Here is an 18457-nt window from a genome sequence, read left to right as displayed (position 1 = left end):
CTGCAATCCTCCTAATGCTAATTAAATTAGTCTTTTAGGTATTTGTGCCAATTTCTTGATTCATTTGTCGTTTAACCAACAGACATATATTTTAGCTATTGGTTGACTTCTCTGTCTAATGTGCTAGTATGTATTTCGTGGCAATTAATGGTATCTAATTTAGAGCCTTAAATAAAGCGCAACTGGGACTGTAGTTCAGCTGGTTAGAATGCCTGCCTGTCACGCAGGAGGTCGCGGGTTCGAGTCCCGTCAGTCCCGTCAGTCGATATCGCTCATGACTCAATAGCTCTCGGCTCAATCTACTACGAGACACGAGGCATTTTCACTCAATCCTTACTCAAAAGCAACAATACCAAGGGCAATTGAGCGAGTCAATAGGCTACCGTACCCCAATTATTTAAGCGGTTAATTAAAAAAGCAGGGCAGTATACCATCTGTTTTTAATTTCAGGTAATTCTATTTAAACTGGTACAAGAACAAGTCAATAATCAGCTTTTCTTATGCCAGTACAGCTTTAGTACCAACTCGTGATTATCGCATTTTTCGAGCCAATCAACCCCAAAAACTAACTTTTAGAATCTAGCTTATTCTGAAAAGTCTATTATCCTAGCCATTTAAATATCTTCTGAACTACAATAAAAATCGATTTTTAGACGGGTATTTTGAGTTTTATGTAGACGTTGAGTGTAAACCTTTCCTTAGACCAGCCTAAACGGGCTAACTCGTCATCTATAGAGTGCATTAACTCGGTAGAATTCATACGCGTCCATCTGACTATTTCGGTGTTTCATGGCTCAAAAAAGCAAAAATATATTCCAAATACTTTAAATGCGCTCGGTTTCTTTTGACATCTTCTTGAGCTAGCTTGCTATCTTCTTCTTCCTAGAAATCGTTGGCGACGATTTCTAACAGGTCTAGTAATTTGTTTGAATAATCAACCATTAAGGAAAACAGAAAAGCTACAACTTGGGCTAGATCGCTGCTACGAATCTGTTTTGCCTTAGCTGCACGTAAATAACGAGCAATCTCATCTAAGATAATTACCGTTGGTTCACCATTTAATAATCTCTCTAAAACATCTGTTCCAAAACTTATACCAGAGCGCTTGCGTAGACTGTAATAATCGATACCCTTCTACTCCACCAACTTGATAAGCAATTTCTTCCCAAAGAGTCGTAGTGATCATGCCGTTAGGATGATGAATACCATTTTCAGGGTCTAAATCTCTACCATCAACTGCTGCGACTTGTACAGTGAGATCGGGAATTAAATTCGGGTAAAGAAAAGAAACTGGACATAAGGCGTATGTAAGAATAATAGCGATCGCTTTTTAAAGTTTGAATAATTAAATCTCTTTCTTGATGTGTATTGATCTGCATTCGATCTAAATCATAAGGTTTAAAAAGTTAAAATCTATAAAATATTGAGAGCTTGTGCTACTGCTATGAGACGCTGAAACCCAGCATAACTATATTGATTAGCCTCATCTGGTTGAACTTGCTGTTCCTTGACTCCCATTTTTTCTGCTAGTTCTTTTTGAGTAATTCTCTGGGATCTAGAGGGATAATACCCCAAAGTGAAATAATTAATTCTGTATATCTCTTCTAAATTGATTTTCGGCTATTTATAATTAATTGGTCTACCGATTTTCTACCAATTTTTGTTTTATTGATATTCAGTGATTAGGAATAATTGCCTGACCTGCTTTCAAACCTAAATATTTTTCTGTAGCTTCATCGTATCCGCTAGCATAAGCAAAATTTTCTTGCCAAGAACATAAATCTTTTCTTACCCCTTCAGCGATCGCATCTAATAAAACCTGCTTGTTTTTAAGTCGGGGTAAATAAAGGTAATTGGTGAGGTATTTCCAAAGAGTTTTTTGCGACGCGAAAATTCTTAGTCAGTTATTTGACTTACTTTTTGTCTACAATCAATAGCAGAATCAATAGAACACAGACCCCGACGGATAACTGCATGACGATCGCGCTTTTATCCTGCATATTTTTTAGTATACAAAATTGTCCTCACGTATCTGTCTTAAGTCGGTCGTTTTCAATTTATTTATGGAACAGGATTGTATTGAAAGCATTAAACAGAACGATGCCGACCGCTAGCTTGGCAATCGTACCTATTGGAGAAAAGATTTAATTGTGGTGGTAGACAACAGCCAACAAACTTTAACTAACGCAGCAGGAATTCCCGTACCCAGCAATACAGTATCTAAATCCGTCGGTAAGCATGGTCCATTGCTACTAGAAGACTATACCCTTCTAGAAAAAATGGCTCATTTCAACCGCGAACGTATTCCTGAGATGGTAGTTGATGCGGTAGGTTCTGGTGCTTATGGAACTTTTACCGTTACTGATGATATTACTCAATACACTAAAGCCAAGCTGTTTGCGGAAGTAGGCAAACAGACCGAAGTATTTGCTCGTTTTTCTACCGTAGCTAAATCTAAAGGTGGTTCAGATATTTATCGCGATCTTCGCGGATTTGCGCTTAAGTTCTATACCGAAGACGGTAACTGGGACATGGTGGGTAACAATACACCCATCTTTTTTATGCGTGACCCCATGAAGTTTATGGACTTTATTCGATCGCAGAAAGAACATCCCAAAGAACACTGGCGACACGATCAGATGTGGTGGGATTTCTGGTCACTAACACCTGAAAGCATACATCAAGTGTTGTGGCTATTGGGCCGCGGTGCGCCGATGGGTTGGCGACATATGAACGGCTATGGTAGCCATACTTTTAGCTTGATCAATGAAGAGAATCAGCGTATCTGGGTCAAGTTCCACTTTATAACCGATCAGGGTAATAAGTTTTTTACTGACGAACAGTGGCGCAAAATGCAGGGAGTAGAACCTCGTTGGGCAGCTAAAGATTTATATAATGCGATCAAAGAAGGCAACTATCCTTCTTGGACAATGCACATCCAAACTATGAGCGACGAACAGGCGCAAAACTTTGATTGGAATCCTTTTGACCTAACCAAAGTATGGCCGCATGGAGACTTCCCGCTACAGAAAGTCGGTAAGTTTGAATTAAACCGCAACCCTGAAAATTATTTTGCCGAAGTAGAACAGGCAGCCTTTTCTCCTGGTAATGTTGTTCCAGGTATTTCTTGGTCGCCAGATCGAATGTTGCAGGCAAGAATTATGTCCTATGCTGATGCTCATCGTCATCGTTTGAGCGTCAACTATGATAATATTCCTGTTAATCAACCCCACTCGACTAAAGCCAATACTCCTTATCGGGATGGTTTGATGCGCACTGATAATAATAATGGTTCGCGCATAAACTATAATCCTTCCCACGAAGGTTATCCACAGCCAGACAAGCGTTCAGAAGAACCTCCTTATCATGTCTCTGGTATGGCAGCACGAATCGAGTTAAACGGAGAAGATCATTTCGGCTCAGGCGCGGGATGTACTACCTCTGGGAATTGGGGTACTTAGCCTGCCCCTTCAGGGGTACTTTGATTCTGGATATACTTTTCAATAGCATCGATAGGCGCGCCACCACAGCTAATCGCGAAATAACTTGGACTCCATAATGATTTGTATTTTGATAATTCTGGATAGTTTTTCCTGAGCATACGGCTAGACACACCTTTAAGAGCGTTAACTATTTGTGATACCGATAGTTTAGGTGGAATTTCGATTAACAGGTGTACATAATCTGTTTCGCCTTCTATTTCAAGTATTTTAAAGTTCATCTTCTTGGCAACACCAAACATAACTATTTTCATCGAATCTAGTATTTCTTTGGTAAATAGCTTTTTTCGATATTTAGCCACGAAAACCAAATGTAGATTAATCTTTGAAATACTTGATTTTTCTCGTCTATATATATCTTTCTTTATTCCAAACCAAGCGTAGTACAATTAAAATATAGCAGGGGTCGTGTGATATGAAGACATACAAAATAAAACTCTATAGCCACAAAAGAAATAGGTATTTAAAGCGCACTATCAATGCTGCTGCTAGTATTTGGAATCACTCTATTGCGCTCCATAAACGTTATTATTCGATGTTTGGCAAACATTTAAACAAGTTCCAGTTAATGAAGCACATAGCTAAACTTCGTAAAAAGAATAGCTATTGGCGTACCGTAGATGCACAAGCAGTACAAGATATTAGCGCTCGCATTGATAAGAGTTACAAGCTATTTTTCAAGCACCATACCAGGGGTGTTAGACCTCCTTCTTTTTGTAAGAGTAAAAAGTATAAATCATTCACTCTAAAACAGACTGGCTATAAACTAATTGGGGATAAAATTCGACTCGGTAAAAAGCTATTTGCTTATCACAGAGCGAGAGAAATAGAAGGAAAAATTAAGACAGTAACGGTAAAGCGAATGCCAACGGGAGATATATTTCTCTTCATAGTGACGGATGCCGTAACCGAATCAATTGGAGTCGTGACTGGTAAGATGGGTGCGGTTCGTTGAAACCACGAGCCTCTAGAAACTAGAGGGGTAGAGGTTTCTAGGTGAAGACGGGGAGAAAACCGTATGTAACCTAAACTGTTTGTCGGATGTGGGTTCAAGTCCCACCATCTAAGAGATAGATGACTCCTTATCTGGCACTAGCGAGTAGGCTCGGAATCCTACAGACTAAAGCGTGCAACAGGGCGGAATTAGAGGTTAAGCAGATAGCCACACTACCGCTAAAAGGGAGATGTCATGGGTAAACAGAGTTCTTTAAAAGTGTCTCAACTTGGAGCCATAATCTGAACTACAAATATGGACTTCATTACCTATATTCTCGCAGTACTATCTATTTGGTAACTGCTTCTCCGAGAAGGTAATAGGCAAGGTGAACCACCCTAAAACATCAGCCAATCTAACAAACGGAACGAATAAAAACTCTGATACTTGGTTTCAGGGGTAAGAAACCTGAATAGGCTAGACGAGTAGCGGAAAACCAAGCAGAGGGTAAGATGAGGCGTGCAGAGTGCGAAGCACTCAGATCGTCGTCTGCGACGACTGGGAAAGCTTTGCTTTCCGCGCCAAAAGGAAACCAGAAAAATGTTCAACCTAGTAGGACAGGATTTATGACGCATAACATAAGTTATAGCGATGAATGGGAATTCACTGATTGGGAAAAACTCCAGAAAGTGTTATTCCGACTACAAAGAAGAATATTCAAAGCGGTTAGAGAAAAAGACACGGCTAAAGCCAGAAGACTTCAAAAACTAGTTCTTTCCTCGTATGCAGCAAGAATGCTAGCAATCAGACAAGTAAGCCAGTTAAATACTGGCAAGAAAACGGCGGGTGTAGATGGTGTCAAGTCTTTAACCTACAAGCAACGTTTCGACTTAGAAGCACTGCTAAAAGAAAGTTATAAAACATGGCAGCATTCAGGACTAAGAGCAATTCCTATCCCTAAAAAGGATGGCACTGTTCGATTACTAAAAGTCCCTACAATATCTGATAGAGCATGGCAATGCCTATTAAAATATGCTCTAGAACCAGCACATGAAGCAACGTTCCACGCCAGGAGCTACGGGTTTAGACCAGGACGCAGCACACATGATGCTCAGAAAATCCTGTTTAATAAATTAAGAAGCTCCCTTAATGGAATCAACGCAAGAGTTCTTGAGGTTGATATACAGAAGTGTTTTGACCGCATCAGCCATAAGACAATCCTCGACCAGATTATAGCACCAGATTTTATTACAAGCGGCTTACGCAAATGTCTTAAATCTGGGATAAATCCAGAATTCCCTAATCAAGGAACTCCTCAAGGAGGGGTTATAAGCCCATTATTGGCAAATATCGCTCTCAATGGGATTGAAAAGATAGGGGAACATAGAGTCAACGGAAACAAAGTCAGAATGTGCATAAGATATGCGGACGACATGGTTTTTGTACTAAGACCAAAAGACAACGCCGAAGAATTACTGGAACAGATTGAAAAATTTCTTGTACAAAGAGGAATGAACGTTAGCCAAAAGAAGACCAAGGTAACAGCCACAAAAGATGGATTTAACTTCCTGGGATGGCACTTTTGCGTTCAGGAAAACGGCAAGTTCAGAAGCACTCCCTCAGAGGAAAACTTCAAAGCTTTCCGCGAAAAAGTTAAACACATAGTCAACAACTCAAACTATGGCGCAGAAACAAAAGTGTCAAAATTAGCTCCTATTGTAAGAGGATGGCGAAATTACCACAAATACTGCAAAATGGACGGTTCAAAGTACAGCCTATGGCACTTAGCCTACAGAACATTCAAAGTGTTCCTGAAACAAAAGACTATTAACCGCTATCAAGCAGAGAAAATGGTGAAAACAGCCTTCCCCAACGTTGGCTACTCAGAAAACAGGTTCATCAACGTCAAAGAAGACAGGTCGCCCTTTGATGGAGATGTTAACTACTGGGCAAAGAGAAACAGCGTACTTTATGACGGAGTTAGAGCCAAAACACTTAAGAAACAAAGCCATTCATGCGGACATTGCAAATTAAAATTTCTCGACGGAGAGAAAACTGAACTACATCATCTAGATGGAAACCGCAATAACTGGGACAGTAATAATCTTATGATGATTCATAGTAGCTGTCACCACTACGTCCACATGAGCAAAAGCAAATGCTAAGGTTATTCGGAAGCCGAGTGCATAGAAATAGGCACGCTCGGATTTCACAGAGAGGGGCGAGAGGTGATACTCTCCCTCGACTCTACTCGGGCTTTGATTTCGGACTTAAAACTTTTCTGACTAACTCGAACGGGAAAGATATCAAATCGCCTCAATTCTTGTTAAAAGCTAAGAAAGAAATACGTAAGTTATCTCAGAAGCTATCTAGCAAGAGACTTGGTAGTCGTAATTGGAATACCACGAGGATTAAGTTGGCTAAACTTTATCAGCGTATTGTTAATCAACGCCGTGACTGGTTCTGGAAGCTCTCCCAAAAATTAGGCGACACCTATGATGTATTGTGCTTCGAGACATTAAATCTCAAGGCTATGCAACGCTTATGGGGCAGAAAGATAGGAGATTTAGCTTTTAGTTCTTTCCTAGAAATACTTCAAACGGTTGCTGCCTGCCTTGGTAAGCAGGTTATCTTGGTCGGGCAATGGTTTGCTAGCTCAAAGCTTTGCTCTAGTTGTGGACACAAGCATAGCGGACTTCAGTTAAGAGACAGGCATTGGAATTGTCCTAGCTGTAATACTAGCCACGACCGTGACAGAAACGCTTCAATTAATATCGAAAGAGAAGGGGCATCTTCTCTTGGGTTAGACACCGTAAGACTTGCCAAGGTAAGCTAGTGTTGTTCAATCCCCGAATCCTATTTCTTCAGGAATAGGAGTATGTCAAGATATGCTCAATGATGATGAGAAAAAGCGTTTATATCATAATATCGCTGGCAGTTTAGGCAAATGTAGCGAAGTAGTGATTAAAGATCAGATGCAGCTATTCCTTAATGTTCATCCTGAGTTAGCGGACAAGGTTCAAGAGGAAATGGCCAATTCCGAACCACCCAAGCCCGAACCTAAACCCGCAACTGTTTAAGTAATAGATAAGAGGTAATAGGTACAAACTTATTTATTACCTTTTAATTATTACAAATAAGAAAGTATCATGTCCGTTCTGTTATTTATTCTTGGCTTAGTTTTACTAGCCGTTGTATCTTTTGATGTTTTAGTCACCACCCTGACTTTGCGGGGTGGTGGTTTTTTGACTAATCGTTTTTCTTCTTGGTTGTGGCATGGTGCAACTAAAATACACCGCTATAATACCAATCATCGTTTGCTAGCTGTCACAGGATTATTAATAGTCTTGGGCATGGCTTTTTTGTGGTATTTTATGACCTGGGTAGCATGGTCGTTAATCTTTACCTCCTTTCAAGATGCCATAATTAATTCTTCAGACAAAGAACCGGCAAGTATCTGGGGCAGAATTTATTTTGCAGCGTATACTCTCACCACTTTGGGTCGTGGAGACTATTTACCGACCAGTATTACTTGGCATTTACTAACAGGTTTAGCGGCAGCTAATGGCTTTTTTTTAGTTACTCTTTCTATTGCTTATTTATTCCCCATAATATCAGCAGTAATTCAAAAGCGGTCATTGGCAATTTATATTTCATCTTTAGGAGGAACAGGTGACACAATTTTGACTAATACTTGGAATGGCAAAGATTTTGGCAATTTAGAACAGCACTTAATTAGCCTTACCCCATTAATACTTGGATTAAGCGAACAACATTTAGCTTATCCAGTTTTACATTATTTTCATACCAGAGAGCGATCGCGTTCTCTAGCTTTAAGTATTGCAGCTTTAGATGAAGCAATGACCTTGTTAAAGTATGCCGTTGTTCGAGATTGTTGCCCCGACCCCGCATCTTTAAATACTGCTCGTCGTGCCTGTTCTGCGTTGTTAAACAATCTTAAATCAGATTATATTGAACCTGATAACTACGAACCCAATTTAGTTCCCTTGAAGTTGCTTCAAGATCGTGGTATTCCTACGGTTAGCGATCGCGCTTTTAGCCAAGCTACAAAGCAGATTAGCAAAAGACGTAAATTACTTTTGGCTTTGGTTAGAAACGACGGTTGGAGTTGGGAAGCCGTAGCTTCTAGTCATACTACTAACAGGGCTACGAACTTGGATGATGAAACAATGATAGACAGCGTAATCTTACATCAAAAATCAATGATGGAAAAATCAAACAACTGGATCGATATTTCTTTGACTATTTATCCTGGAATGCCCTATTGGCCTGATAATCCCGCTGTCAACGTTGAACCCAGTCAATGTTTGGCTCATGGAGATGTCTGCAATGTTTCTAAAATGACCATTGGAACTCATACAGGTACTCACGTAGACGGGATCAATCATTTTATTAAAGGGGGAATCGGTGTCGATAAAATGCCTTTAGATGCCACAATTGGCAGAGCTAGAGTAATTGAAATTAAAGATTCCCGACAGATTAAGGTAGCCGAAATAGAACCCTATAATATTCAGGCGGGGGAAAGAATTCTATTCAAAACCCAAAATAGCGATCGCGCTTTACAAACAGATGAGTTTCTCGAAAACTTTGTGCATATCTCTACTGAAGCTGCTGATTATTTAGCCGAGAAAAAAGTTCGTACTGTAGGAGTAGATTATCTTTCTGTTGGAGGTTATCAAGGAAACGTGATTGAAGTGCATCAGGCTTTGCTGGGTTCGGGAATCTGGGCGGTTGAAGGGTTAAACTTATCTCAGGTTGCACCAGGAGAATATGAGCTAATTTGTTTGCCGATCAAGCTCAAGGATGGTGACGGTGGTTTAGCCAGGGCAATCTTACGACCAATACCAGCAGTGCTTAGTGCAGATTGAGATGGGATTTAACGTTGACTATTCTATCTATCTATGCTAAAAATTAATTCAAGCTAATACTTTATCAAACAGCAGTAAATATTTTAAGTAAATATAACTAGGTCTTAAATTTTTCTTTACCTAGGTAGAATATCGTGAAATCTTGAGAAAACGAATTAAAAAAATCTCTAGATTAAATGATTTCTAAAACTACCAAAAGAATCTGTTTTACAGCAGTTTCAGCATTATCTTTAGGATTAATTGCTCAAAATATCGATCTGACTAATAATTCTCAAATTTCTACTCCGGTTGCTAATGCTCAGGATGCTAGTCTAGAAGCCAGCTTATCTGGTGCGGGTGCATCTTTTCCTGCTCCTCTGTATCAGCGTTGGTTCTCCGAATATAACCAGCTCAATCCTGGAGTGCAAATCAGCTATCAGTCCGTTGGTAGTGGTGCAGGTGTAGAACAATATCTTCAGGGTACGGTGGATTTTGGGGCAACTGATGCTCCTTTGACCGCAGAAGAACGTGCTACTTTTGAATCTACTTATGGTCAAGAACCAGTTCAAGTACCGATGACTGCTGGAAGTGTAGTTTTTGCCTATAATCTACCTGGCGTAGATAGTCTTGAGCTGCCCCGCGAAACTTATTGTGGCATTGTTAATGGCGAAATCACTAGCTGGAACGATCCGGCGATCGCCGAAGCTAATCCTAACGCTAGTTTACCCGATACTCCAATCTCCTGGATACACCGTTCTGACGGTAGTGGAACTACTTTTCTCTTCACCAGCCACATTGCCACAGCTTGTCCCAACTGGCAGGGTGGCGCAGACAAAACCGTAGAATGGCCGACTGGTATTGGTGCTAAAGGTAACGAAGGTATTGCTGCTCAAGTAGCCCAAACTGAAGGTGGTATTGGTTATGTAGAATATGCCTATGCTAAAGAAAATGGTATTTCCGCAGCAGCGATTGAAAACCAATCTGGCAATATAGTCGCACCTTCTCCAGAAACAGCTTCTTTAGTGTTTGAAGGAGAATCAATTCCCGAAGACTTTGCGCTTACAGTACCCGATCCTGCCAACCCTGAAGCCTACCCGATTGCTGGCTTTACTTGGTTGCTGCTCTATCCTGAATACGACGATCCTAATAAGGCACAAGCGATTCAAGATATGGTTAATTGGGCTTTGAACAGTGGCGATGAGTATGCAACAGAACTAGGCTATATTCCTTTATCCCCGGAAGTAGAACAGAGAGTCGTGCAAACTGTACAGAATGGAATTGTTGCTAATAAATAAGGGTTAAGCGAGCGATCGCTTTTAACGGCTGATTGATTAATTAAAAAAAACTCAATCTACTAATTCCTGTCGTCTAATAAATAGATGGCGGGATTTTTAGTTATATTTGGCAGCAAGTTCGAGAGCCAGATTAAAACTAATACCAGAAACTTATCTAAAATGATAGTAAAGCGATCGCAAAACATCTTTAAATATGAATCAACTATCAACTTCTCTCATAGCAGCCAAACACCCTCAAGAATTGGTAACTCATGGAGATAAGAGAATTGATAACTACTATTGGTTGCGCCAACAGGATAATCCAGAAGTTATTGATTATTTGAAAACAGAGAACAGCTATACAGAAGAACGGATGCAGCATACCCAACAGTTGCAGCAATCTTTATACGCTGAAATGCTGTCGCGAATTAAAGAAACCGATCTATCTGTTCCCTATCGTTTGCAAGACTATTATTACTACTCTCGTACCGAGTCAGGACAGGCTTATCCAATTTTCTGTCGTAAGTATCAAAGTTTGGATGCAGCAGAAGAAATATTATTAGATCAAAATGAATTAGCAGCCAAAGCAGAGTTTTTTAGTTTGGGTGTAATGTCCATTAGTCAAAATCAGCAGATTCTGGCTTATTCCGTTGATACTACTGGTGCCGAACAATATACGCTGTATTTTCTGAATTTGACCACTAGAAAACTATATTCAGAGACAATCGCCAATACTTATTATTCCTTTGCTTGGGGCAACGACAATCAAACCGTATTCTATACCAAGATCGATGAGGCTAACCGCCCATATCAACTGTGGCGACATACTTTAGACAGCAATCCTGGCGATGATGTGTTGGTATACCAAGAAGATGACGAAGCTTATTTTTTAGGAGTCGGCAAAACCCGTTCCCGCGACTATATTCTGCTAAATTTAAGCAGCATGGTAACATCCGAAATACGCTATTTGTCTGCGGATAACCCTGGTGGAGAGTTCAAACTGTTTCAACCTCGTCAGCCAGGAATTGAGTATTCCCTCGAACATTATCGCGATCCCTCAGGCGACGCGGAGCATAATCGCTTTTATATTGTAACCAACGAGTCAGCGATTAATTTTAAACTAATGGCAACCCCAGTTGAGGCAATCGAGCCAACTAACTGGAAAACTATTATCCCCCATCGAGAAGAGGTGATGCTAGAGGGAGTTGATGCCTTTGCCGATTATTTAGTTATTTACGAACGCCAGGGAGGATTACCAGGGGCGAGAATCGAAACTTTGGCGACAGGAGAAATAAGCGAATTAACTTTTCCCGAACCAACTTACTCATTTTCTGGTGATAATAATCCCGAATTTAATACAGTGAAGTTCCGCTTCGGCTATAGTTCAATGATTACACCTGTTTCTGTCTTCGATTACGATCTCAAAACGGGAGAAAGAGAATTGCAAAAAGAAACCGAGGTATTAGGAGGATACGATCGCACTTTGTATGCCAGTGAAAGATTAATTGCAGTTGCTGGCGATGGTACAGAAGTTCCGGTCTCTTTAGTCTACAAAAAAGGAATCAAACAAGATGGTTCTAATCCTCTGTGGCTGACTGGCTATGGTTCTTATGGTTATGCTTACCCTGTTACTTTTTCTTCGATACGGCTTTCTCTATTAGACCGCGGATTTATTGTCGCGATCGCTCATATTCGTGGTGGGGAAGAAATGGGTCGCAAGTGGTACGAAGATGGTAAATTTCTTCAGAAAAAAAATACCTTTACCGACTTTATTGCCTGTGCCGAACATTTAATTGCCGAAAAATGGACAGATAGCGATCGCTTAGTAATCTCTGGTGGCAGTGCAGGCGGGTTACTTATGGGTGCAGTAGTCAATCTGCGTCCCGACCTCTTTAAAGCTGTTATTGCCAACGTTCCTTTTGTCGATGTACTCACTACCATTCTCGATACATCTTTGCCTCTAACCGTATTGGAATGGGAGGAGTGGGGCAACCCCAACGATCGAGAATACTACGAGTACATCAAGTCTTATTCACCCTACGACAATGTTGTCTCAAAAGATTACCCCGCGATGTTAATTACCGCAGGTTTAAACGATCCACGAGTTAAATATTGGGAACCAGCAAAATGGACGGCAAAACTACGAGAATTAAAAACAGACGATAATCTTCTGTTGCTCAAAACTAATATGAGTGCAGGACATGGTGGCGCATCGGGACGCTATGAATATCTTAAAGAAACTGCTTTTGAATACGCTTTTGTTTTAGATCTAATAAAACGCTAGTTTGAGGTACAATACCCAACAATTACCAAGCCCTTCGGGCTGAATTAATAAGTAACGAGTAACGAGTAATGAGTTTTTTCCTTATTACTTATTACTTAAACAAATTAATGTGGTCTATCCAATCATAAAACTGCTGTAAAAGACTTTGTTGGGTAGAACAAAGCGTGAAACCCAACCAAAAGAGCGCGTCTAGGCTAAAATGCTGGGCTATTCCCCCAAGGCGAGCGACCCCGCGCCCTTAAAGGAACCGCGTCGTCCTTTAGGAGTACTTTAGTGAATCATGCACGGGCATATCGCCGCCGAAAGGCGTTTATCCTCATTGCCGTAAGGACAAGCACCCACCGCATTGGGTGTTTATCCTCATTGCCGTAAGGACAAGCACCCACCGCATTGGGTGCAAGGGCAGGAGTGCGGCTATCGAGTGAATGCGCGAGAAGGGGGTAGGGGGCTGAAAATAATTTTTAATACCCAATAAATTAATCTGGATGCACTACTACCAAGTTTGTTATTACTTCACTCAATTTTTAATCGTGTATTTCAACAGAATTTAGTATTACCTACAGGGTTTTTGTCTTCTATTAATCAAAAAAAAAGACGTAGCTGATAACTACGTCTTTAGGCTCGATGAATTGTCGTAATAAACTTATCCAACTACTCCTAGCATACCTGCAATACTTGCAGAGATAGCGGAGACTAGACCAGTGAGGAACAACCACCAGGAGGCAGTAGCAGCAGCTTTACGAGTTTCTTCGACCTGCGCTGCGGCGTGTTTCTTGGCAGATTCTAAGCGCATCGCAGCTTCAGTTTGGATACGTTCGGCACGTTGTAAAGTGCGATCGCGAGTTCTTTCAATCTGATCGATAATCCGATTAGCATCGGCTTCGGAAATATCTTTGCGAGAACTCATAATTGCCACCAAAGTATCTCGGTCAACGCTAGAGAAGCGGTCTTTTAAGGCAGAAAAGCCAGCTTGAGGATCGTCAAACAAAACACTAATATCTCTTTTGATGCCTGCATAAGCTAGTTCAGGACGATCTAAACTATCAAGATATGCCTTAACTTTTGCCAGTACACGATCTATTGCTGACTTGACGACATCTTGAACTTTCTGAAGTTGAGACATAGCGTTGTCTCTAACTGCCAAAATTTGGTCTACTACTTTGTTTACGTCTTCTTCCGAAATGTCTCCTCGTTGCGTCAATAAGGCTACTAAGGTAGAGCGATCAAAGTGAGATAGTCTGTCCATTAGACTTTCTGCGCCAGCACGAGGATCGTTGAGCAGTAGTTGTACATCTCGCTGGATTCCACTAGGACTTAATTCTGCCTTGTCGGTAGAACGAAGATAATCGGCGATCGAGCTTTGGAAGTCTTGAACCTTCTCTTGTGTCCTAATTGCTGCACGACGTGGTGCTTTAACAATACTGCCTAGAGTCGACTGTATATCATTGATGACTTGATTTACATCGTCTTCGCTCAAGTCTTGGCGTTGCGCTAATAGCTGAACCAAAGTATCGCGATCCATTGCTGCTAAACGCTGACGAACAGCCTTAGAACCTAGTTTAGGGTTATTAAATAGTAAAGTTAGATCCCGTTCGATACCTTTGGGGTTCAATTCTGGCTTACCAGTTTTGCGGAGGTAATCGGCAATGGCAGAAGTCGCTTGGTCGTATTGCTTTTGAGCTTTACCAGCTAACTTTTGTGGCGCAGTAATGACTCGCATCCAAATGCCTTCAATGCTGTCTAATACGTCTTCAATTTGATCTTCTGATAGATCCTGACGTTGAGCCAGTAGCTGAGTTAAGGTATCGCGATCAAAGTGAGATAATCTTGCTCTTAGAGCTGAACTTCCTGCTTGGGGGTCATTTAGCAACAGTTGCAATTCTTGCTTGATACCTTCGGGATTGAGTTCTCCTTTACCCGTATCTCTCAGATAAGATTGCACCTGTAACCACTGTCGATTGGCTAAAGTTTGAGCTTGACCGAGATTTTTTTCAGAGTCTTCCAGGACGCGATCGCGAGCTATTTCGAGTTCTCCTGCGATCGTCGAGACTTCAATTCCATTCATGTCATTGCGCAACTCTAGCATTCTTTCTAAAGTAGGACGATCCAAAACCGCTAAACGAATACTTAGCTGTTCGTGGCTGGCATTAAAGTCTTCGAGAATTGCCTTAAATTCAAATTGAATTTTTTCGGGAGTAAAGTCTTCTTTGGGAGTAGTAGTCAAATATTCTTCTACTTCCGCCATCAGCTCAATACTTTTTTCTCGTGAATGTGCAGCCTCAGCAGCTGTGATTACCTCTAAACGAATTGTCTCTAAAATATTAGCGATGTTGCGAATCTGAGACTGCGACAACAGACCTTTTTGCTTGAGGATATCTACAAAGTAACTACGATTAATTTGTCTTAGTTCGTTGGCTACTGCTAGAGGATCGGCAGCGGGATCGTAGACTAGATCGCGAAATTCTCGGTCTAAATTAGCTTGCTTGAGCTGCCAAGGATAAGCATTAACTAGATAATAATTAATGTCTTTCTTGATCGTAGTTTGAGGAGCTTCTTTTAATCCTACTTGGGACGCTACCTTGTCCGTTTGCTCGCCTAATTTTCCACTAAGTTGCTTGAGCTGAGCGACAATTTTGTCAACGTCAAAATCTGATAAATCGCTACGTCCCATAACTATGCTAGCTAAGCCGCTGGCACCGAAAGAAGTGGCCGCTCTCATTAGAGGATTGCCAGATTGCGATTGACGATTGTTACCCAGATCACCAACCAGAGAATTCAGTTTACCGCCAAACTCTGTCCCAGTAAGCTGTTCTTTAGTAGCCGACTTAAGATAGTTGGCAAATTTACTAACAGGATCGCTTGAAGGACTAGATTTACCTACATTTTTGTTCCAGACCGATTCAAGTTTAGTGGCAATACGTTCAGCATCGCTTCTCGAGATATCAGAGCGATCGCTAATTAACTGAATAAAAGTATTGCGGTCTATACTACGGAGGCTGTTACTGTCAGCAACCTCATGTAGATTTTCGTCATCTAGTAACCGTTCAAAGTCTTGAGCAATTTTATTGATATCTAGTCCCGCGGGTTTGACCGACTGTAATAAGTCTTCCACATTCTCACGCATAGATACGGGGTCAATTGCCATTCCCAATTCTTTTCTTACCGCAGCAGCAGCAGCTTCTGCCGTGTTGACCACTTGTTTGCTCGCTGCCCCAGCACCCAAAGCAGCCGTAGCTGTACCTAAAATAGACTGTATTCCTGAAGTGGCAGTATTAGCTACTGAACCTAACAGTGAGCCAATTGCTCGAGAACTAAAAAACATCATTAGAGCAAAGAAAGTTGCCCAAATAACTAAACCGACAATGGCTCCAGAAAGAGGTGCAACAAATAGACCTAATTTTACCGCTAAGAAACTAGCTATAAATAAAGCTAAACTGACGCTGATCAGCGTGCCTAATCCTAACGCAAAGCCAATTTTTTTGATCGTGCTGCCTAATCCTCCAGAATTGTCATCATGATCGTGATGAGCGTGGCTAGATGAAGATGAAGAACTAGAATTAGAACTACCGCCAGCCATCGAGATTCCAGCAGCAACGCCTAAATTAGTAAATAGCAGTTGAAAAGCAAAGGCTAAAACAACACCTGCAATCAAGGCTGCAAAAAACTGTGGTCCATTAAATATAAAAGATGTATCTTGTATAGCCTCCAGGTTCCTTTCTGGTTCGACTATTACCCCTTGCTGCGCTAACAGCATCATTTCGTTATAGAACACGATTTCTTCCTTTAACAATTAATTAACAATTAATATTTGCGAACAAACAAAGCAGAATGAACCTTTGAATAATTTTCAACTAATTCAACTAAATTGAATATGGTCTTTATTTTACCTTAGGTTAATGGATATCTATAGGGCGATCGTCTTACTTTGGATAGGTAAATTCTATCGCTCAACTTATTGTTTAAAAATTCAAGTCAGTTAAATCAATAATAAACATTTTTGTCATATGTCTAAGGTTATAAATTATCGCAACCACCGAACCGATATTCTGAATATTTTTGCTTGAATATTCATCAAAGTCCCAACATTTATTCCTTTTGGCGGATTTGCTAACAGCAAAAATTTATTATATTGATTAAGTATAAACAAATACAGAAAAATTTAGGAGAAAACTCTTATGAGTACTGAAGATAAAGCCAAGGCTACTGGTAAAAACCTAGAAGGTAAAGCTCAAGAAGCTCTGGGAAAAGTGACTGGAGACCAAGGTGACCAGGCAAAAGGTAAAGCCAAACAAGCAGAAGCATCTGCTAAACACGGTGTAGAAGACACCAAAGATGCAGCAAAAGATGCGCTTGACTAGTAAATAGTTATATCTAAGTTTATTGAGAGGGAACTTTATAGTTTCCTTCTCTGTTTTCATTCAAAAAACATTGTATCTATCGATATAAAACAGGAGCTATATTTATGGCAATAACCTTTAATAAAATCCGCCGTCTAATTATTACTACGCTGTTGGTTTTAGTTGTTGCAACTACCACAGCTTGTTCTTCTAGTCCTACCGCTACTATTCCTAGTCCAAATTTGGATAGAACAGAAGCATATACTCAGCTTGAGCGAGGCGATAGTCTTTCTGGGCAAAAGTTTGGCGATTGGGTAATTAGCACCAGTCAAGGGCTAATTAAAGACGCTTATGTACGGGACAACAACAAGTTAGGTATAGTAATCGCCGAACGTGTTAAACCAACAGAAGTCAAAACATTGGCTAAGTCATTAACTATGGGTTTTCACAAGAATTTTCCCAATCAAGATTTAACCGTTTTGATGTATGCACCTGATAAGGAAAGAATATTGACTGCCAAATATAATGCACGGTCCAACAACATTGAGTATCAAGGGTAATCTAATTATTTCGATCCCGCTTGACGGGGCTGATTACAGAATTTTGATTACTGAATTACTAATTTAAGGAGCGAGATATGTCCAGTAGTGACAAGTATAAAGACCAAATAATGAACGATTTGGCGGGTGGTAATGTCGAATCTCTCGACAATTCATCTATGAATGAGGACAGCTACGATAACTTTGATGATTTTGCTAATCGTAGCAGCAGAGATGAAAGACACGGTTTATTTAAGCGCGCCTTCCACCATGATAATGTTCCACCGCAGCAAATGGAACCCGAATTACAACAAGCGATCGCCCAGATTAAACCAAACGAACGAGATGATGTAGCCAAAGAGTTTTTTAAACATCTCAAAGAAAGAGGACTTAGCGACAAAGATTTAGAGAAACAGCTAGGTTTATCTACTCATCATGCAAGTCGCATGAATGCTGATGATGTTAGTAAATTAGCTAACTTTACCTATCATTCTCACCCTGATATCTTTCAAGAGGTAATGGCGGATCAGCCAGCTTTGTTAAAATTCTTCAGCAATCCTTTAGTTGGTGCAGCTTTGGGTGCAGTGGCATCAAAATGGTTGCGTCGTTAATTTTGATTGCTATTGTGTAAAGGATATAGCAGCGCGTTTAGGTTTAAATGGCTTCAAATGGAATGTTCGTCAGCAAAATATTTAGCTGTATGTCGTGAACTTTTCCTTGT

At 40.6% G+C, this 18457-nt stretch carries 14 protein-coding genes and 1 tRNA gene; 12 read left to right on the top strand and 3 right to left on the bottom strand.

Annotated features, from left to right (window positions below; all coding sequences use genetic code 11):
• Positions 1-184 precede the first annotated feature (184 nt).
• Positions 185-258: transfer RNA gene (locus V6C71_04120), tRNA-Asp, on the top strand.
• A 1155-nt stretch (positions 259-1413) separates the two neighbouring features.
• Here the strand turns inward: V6C71_04120 and V6C71_04115 are convergent.
• Positions 1414-1575 (bottom strand): helix-turn-helix transcriptional regulator, encoded by a 162-nt coding sequence (locus V6C71_04115; GenBank protein ID HEY9767679.1) that lies wholly within the window; start codon positions 1573-1575, stop codon positions 1414-1416.
• 575 nt (positions 1576-2150) lie between these two features.
• Between V6C71_04115 and V6C71_04110 the strand changes: the two genes are divergently transcribed.
• A complete protein-coding gene (locus tag V6C71_04110) occupies positions 2151-3461 on the top strand; it encodes a catalase (GenBank protein ID HEY9767678.1) in 1311 nt (436 codons plus the stop codon).
• Here V6C71_04110 and tnpA read toward each other — a convergent pair.
• Positions 3458-3868 carry an IS200/IS605 family transposase gene (gene tnpA, locus V6C71_04105; GenBank protein ID HEY9767677.1) on the bottom strand — a complete coding sequence of 137 codons (411 nt, stop codon included), beginning with the start codon at positions 3866-3868 and terminating at the stop codon, positions 3458-3460. The two genes, V6C71_04110 and tnpA, sit on opposite strands and share 4 nt — an antisense overlap.
• 47 nt (positions 3869-3915) lie before the next feature.
• Here tnpA and V6C71_04100 point away from each other — a divergent pair, with 47 nt between their 5' ends.
• The 7 genes from V6C71_04100 to V6C71_04070 all read left to right on the top strand — a co-directional run bounded on the left by V6C71_04100 (position 3916) and on the right by V6C71_04070 (position 12860).
• Positions 3916-4455, top strand: coding sequence for a hypothetical protein (locus tag V6C71_04100; protein ID HEY9767676.1), 540 nt, complete (start codon positions 3916-3918; stop codon positions 4453-4455).
• A gap of 605 nt (positions 4456-5060) precedes the next feature.
• On the top strand, positions 5061-6599 hold the full coding sequence (locus V6C71_04095; protein HEY9767675.1) for a reverse transcriptase domain-containing protein: 1539 nt from the start codon (positions 5061-5063) through the stop codon (positions 6597-6599).
• Positions 6593-7270 (top strand): transposase, encoded by a 678-nt coding sequence (locus tag V6C71_04090; protein HEY9767674.1) that lies wholly within the window; start codon positions 6593-6595, stop codon positions 7268-7270. The genes V6C71_04095 and V6C71_04090 overlap by 7 nt, the downstream gene beginning before the upstream one ends.
• Before the next feature lie 52 nt (positions 7271-7322).
• A complete protein-coding gene (locus tag V6C71_04085) occupies positions 7323-7514 on the top strand; it encodes a catalase-related domain-containing protein (protein ID HEY9767673.1) in 192 nt (63 codons plus the stop codon).
• A gap of 69 nt (positions 7515-7583) precedes the next feature.
• Complete coding sequence (locus V6C71_04080) at positions 7584-9323, top strand: cyclase family protein (protein ID HEY9767672.1); 1740 nt, start codon at positions 7584-7586, stop codon at positions 9321-9323.
• A 176-nt stretch (positions 9324-9499) separates the two neighbouring features.
• The gene (gene pstS / locus V6C71_04075) at positions 9500-10597 is read left to right on the top strand and encodes a phosphate ABC transporter substrate-binding protein PstS (protein HEY9767671.1); all 1098 of its coding nucleotides are present in this window, start codon (positions 9500-9502) and stop codon (positions 10595-10597) included.
• Between the two features lie 193 nt (positions 10598-10790).
• Positions 10791-12860, top strand: coding sequence for a S9 family peptidase (locus tag V6C71_04070; GenBank protein ID HEY9767670.1), 2070 nt, complete (start codon positions 10791-10793; stop codon positions 12858-12860).
• 643 nt (positions 12861-13503) lie between these two features.
• On the opposite strand, the gene V6C71_04065 is transcribed toward V6C71_04070, so the two are convergent.
• Complete coding sequence (locus V6C71_04065) at positions 13504-16632, bottom strand: MFS transporter (GenBank protein ID HEY9767669.1); 3129 nt, start codon at positions 16630-16632, stop codon at positions 13504-13506.
• A 403-nt stretch (positions 16633-17035) separates the two neighbouring features.
• Here V6C71_04065 and V6C71_04060 point away from each other — a divergent pair, with 403 nt between their 5' ends.
• From V6C71_04060 to V6C71_04050, 3 genes are all read left to right on the top strand, one after another.
• The gene (locus V6C71_04060) at positions 17036-17218 is read left to right on the top strand and encodes a CsbD family protein (GenBank protein HEY9767668.1); all 183 of its coding nucleotides are present in this window, start codon (positions 17036-17038) and stop codon (positions 17216-17218) included.
• A 104-nt stretch (positions 17219-17322) separates the two neighbouring features.
• The gene (locus tag V6C71_04055) at positions 17323-17757 is read left to right on the top strand and encodes a hypothetical protein (protein HEY9767667.1); all 435 of its coding nucleotides are present in this window, start codon (positions 17323-17325) and stop codon (positions 17755-17757) included.
• A 77-nt stretch (positions 17758-17834) separates the two neighbouring features.
• The gene (locus V6C71_04050) at positions 17835-18347 is read left to right on the top strand and encodes a hypothetical protein (GenBank protein HEY9767666.1); all 513 of its coding nucleotides are present in this window, start codon (positions 17835-17837) and stop codon (positions 18345-18347) included.
• Positions 18348-18457 lie beyond the last annotated feature (110 nt).

The sequence above is a fragment of the Coleofasciculaceae cyanobacterium genome, from assembly GCA_036703275.1.
Taxonomy (GTDB): Bacteria; Cyanobacteriota; Cyanobacteriia; order Cyanobacteriales; family Xenococcaceae; genus Waterburya.
The sequence above is the reverse complement of the archived record's forward strand: the minus strand, read 5'-3'. Positions and strand labels throughout refer to the sequence as shown.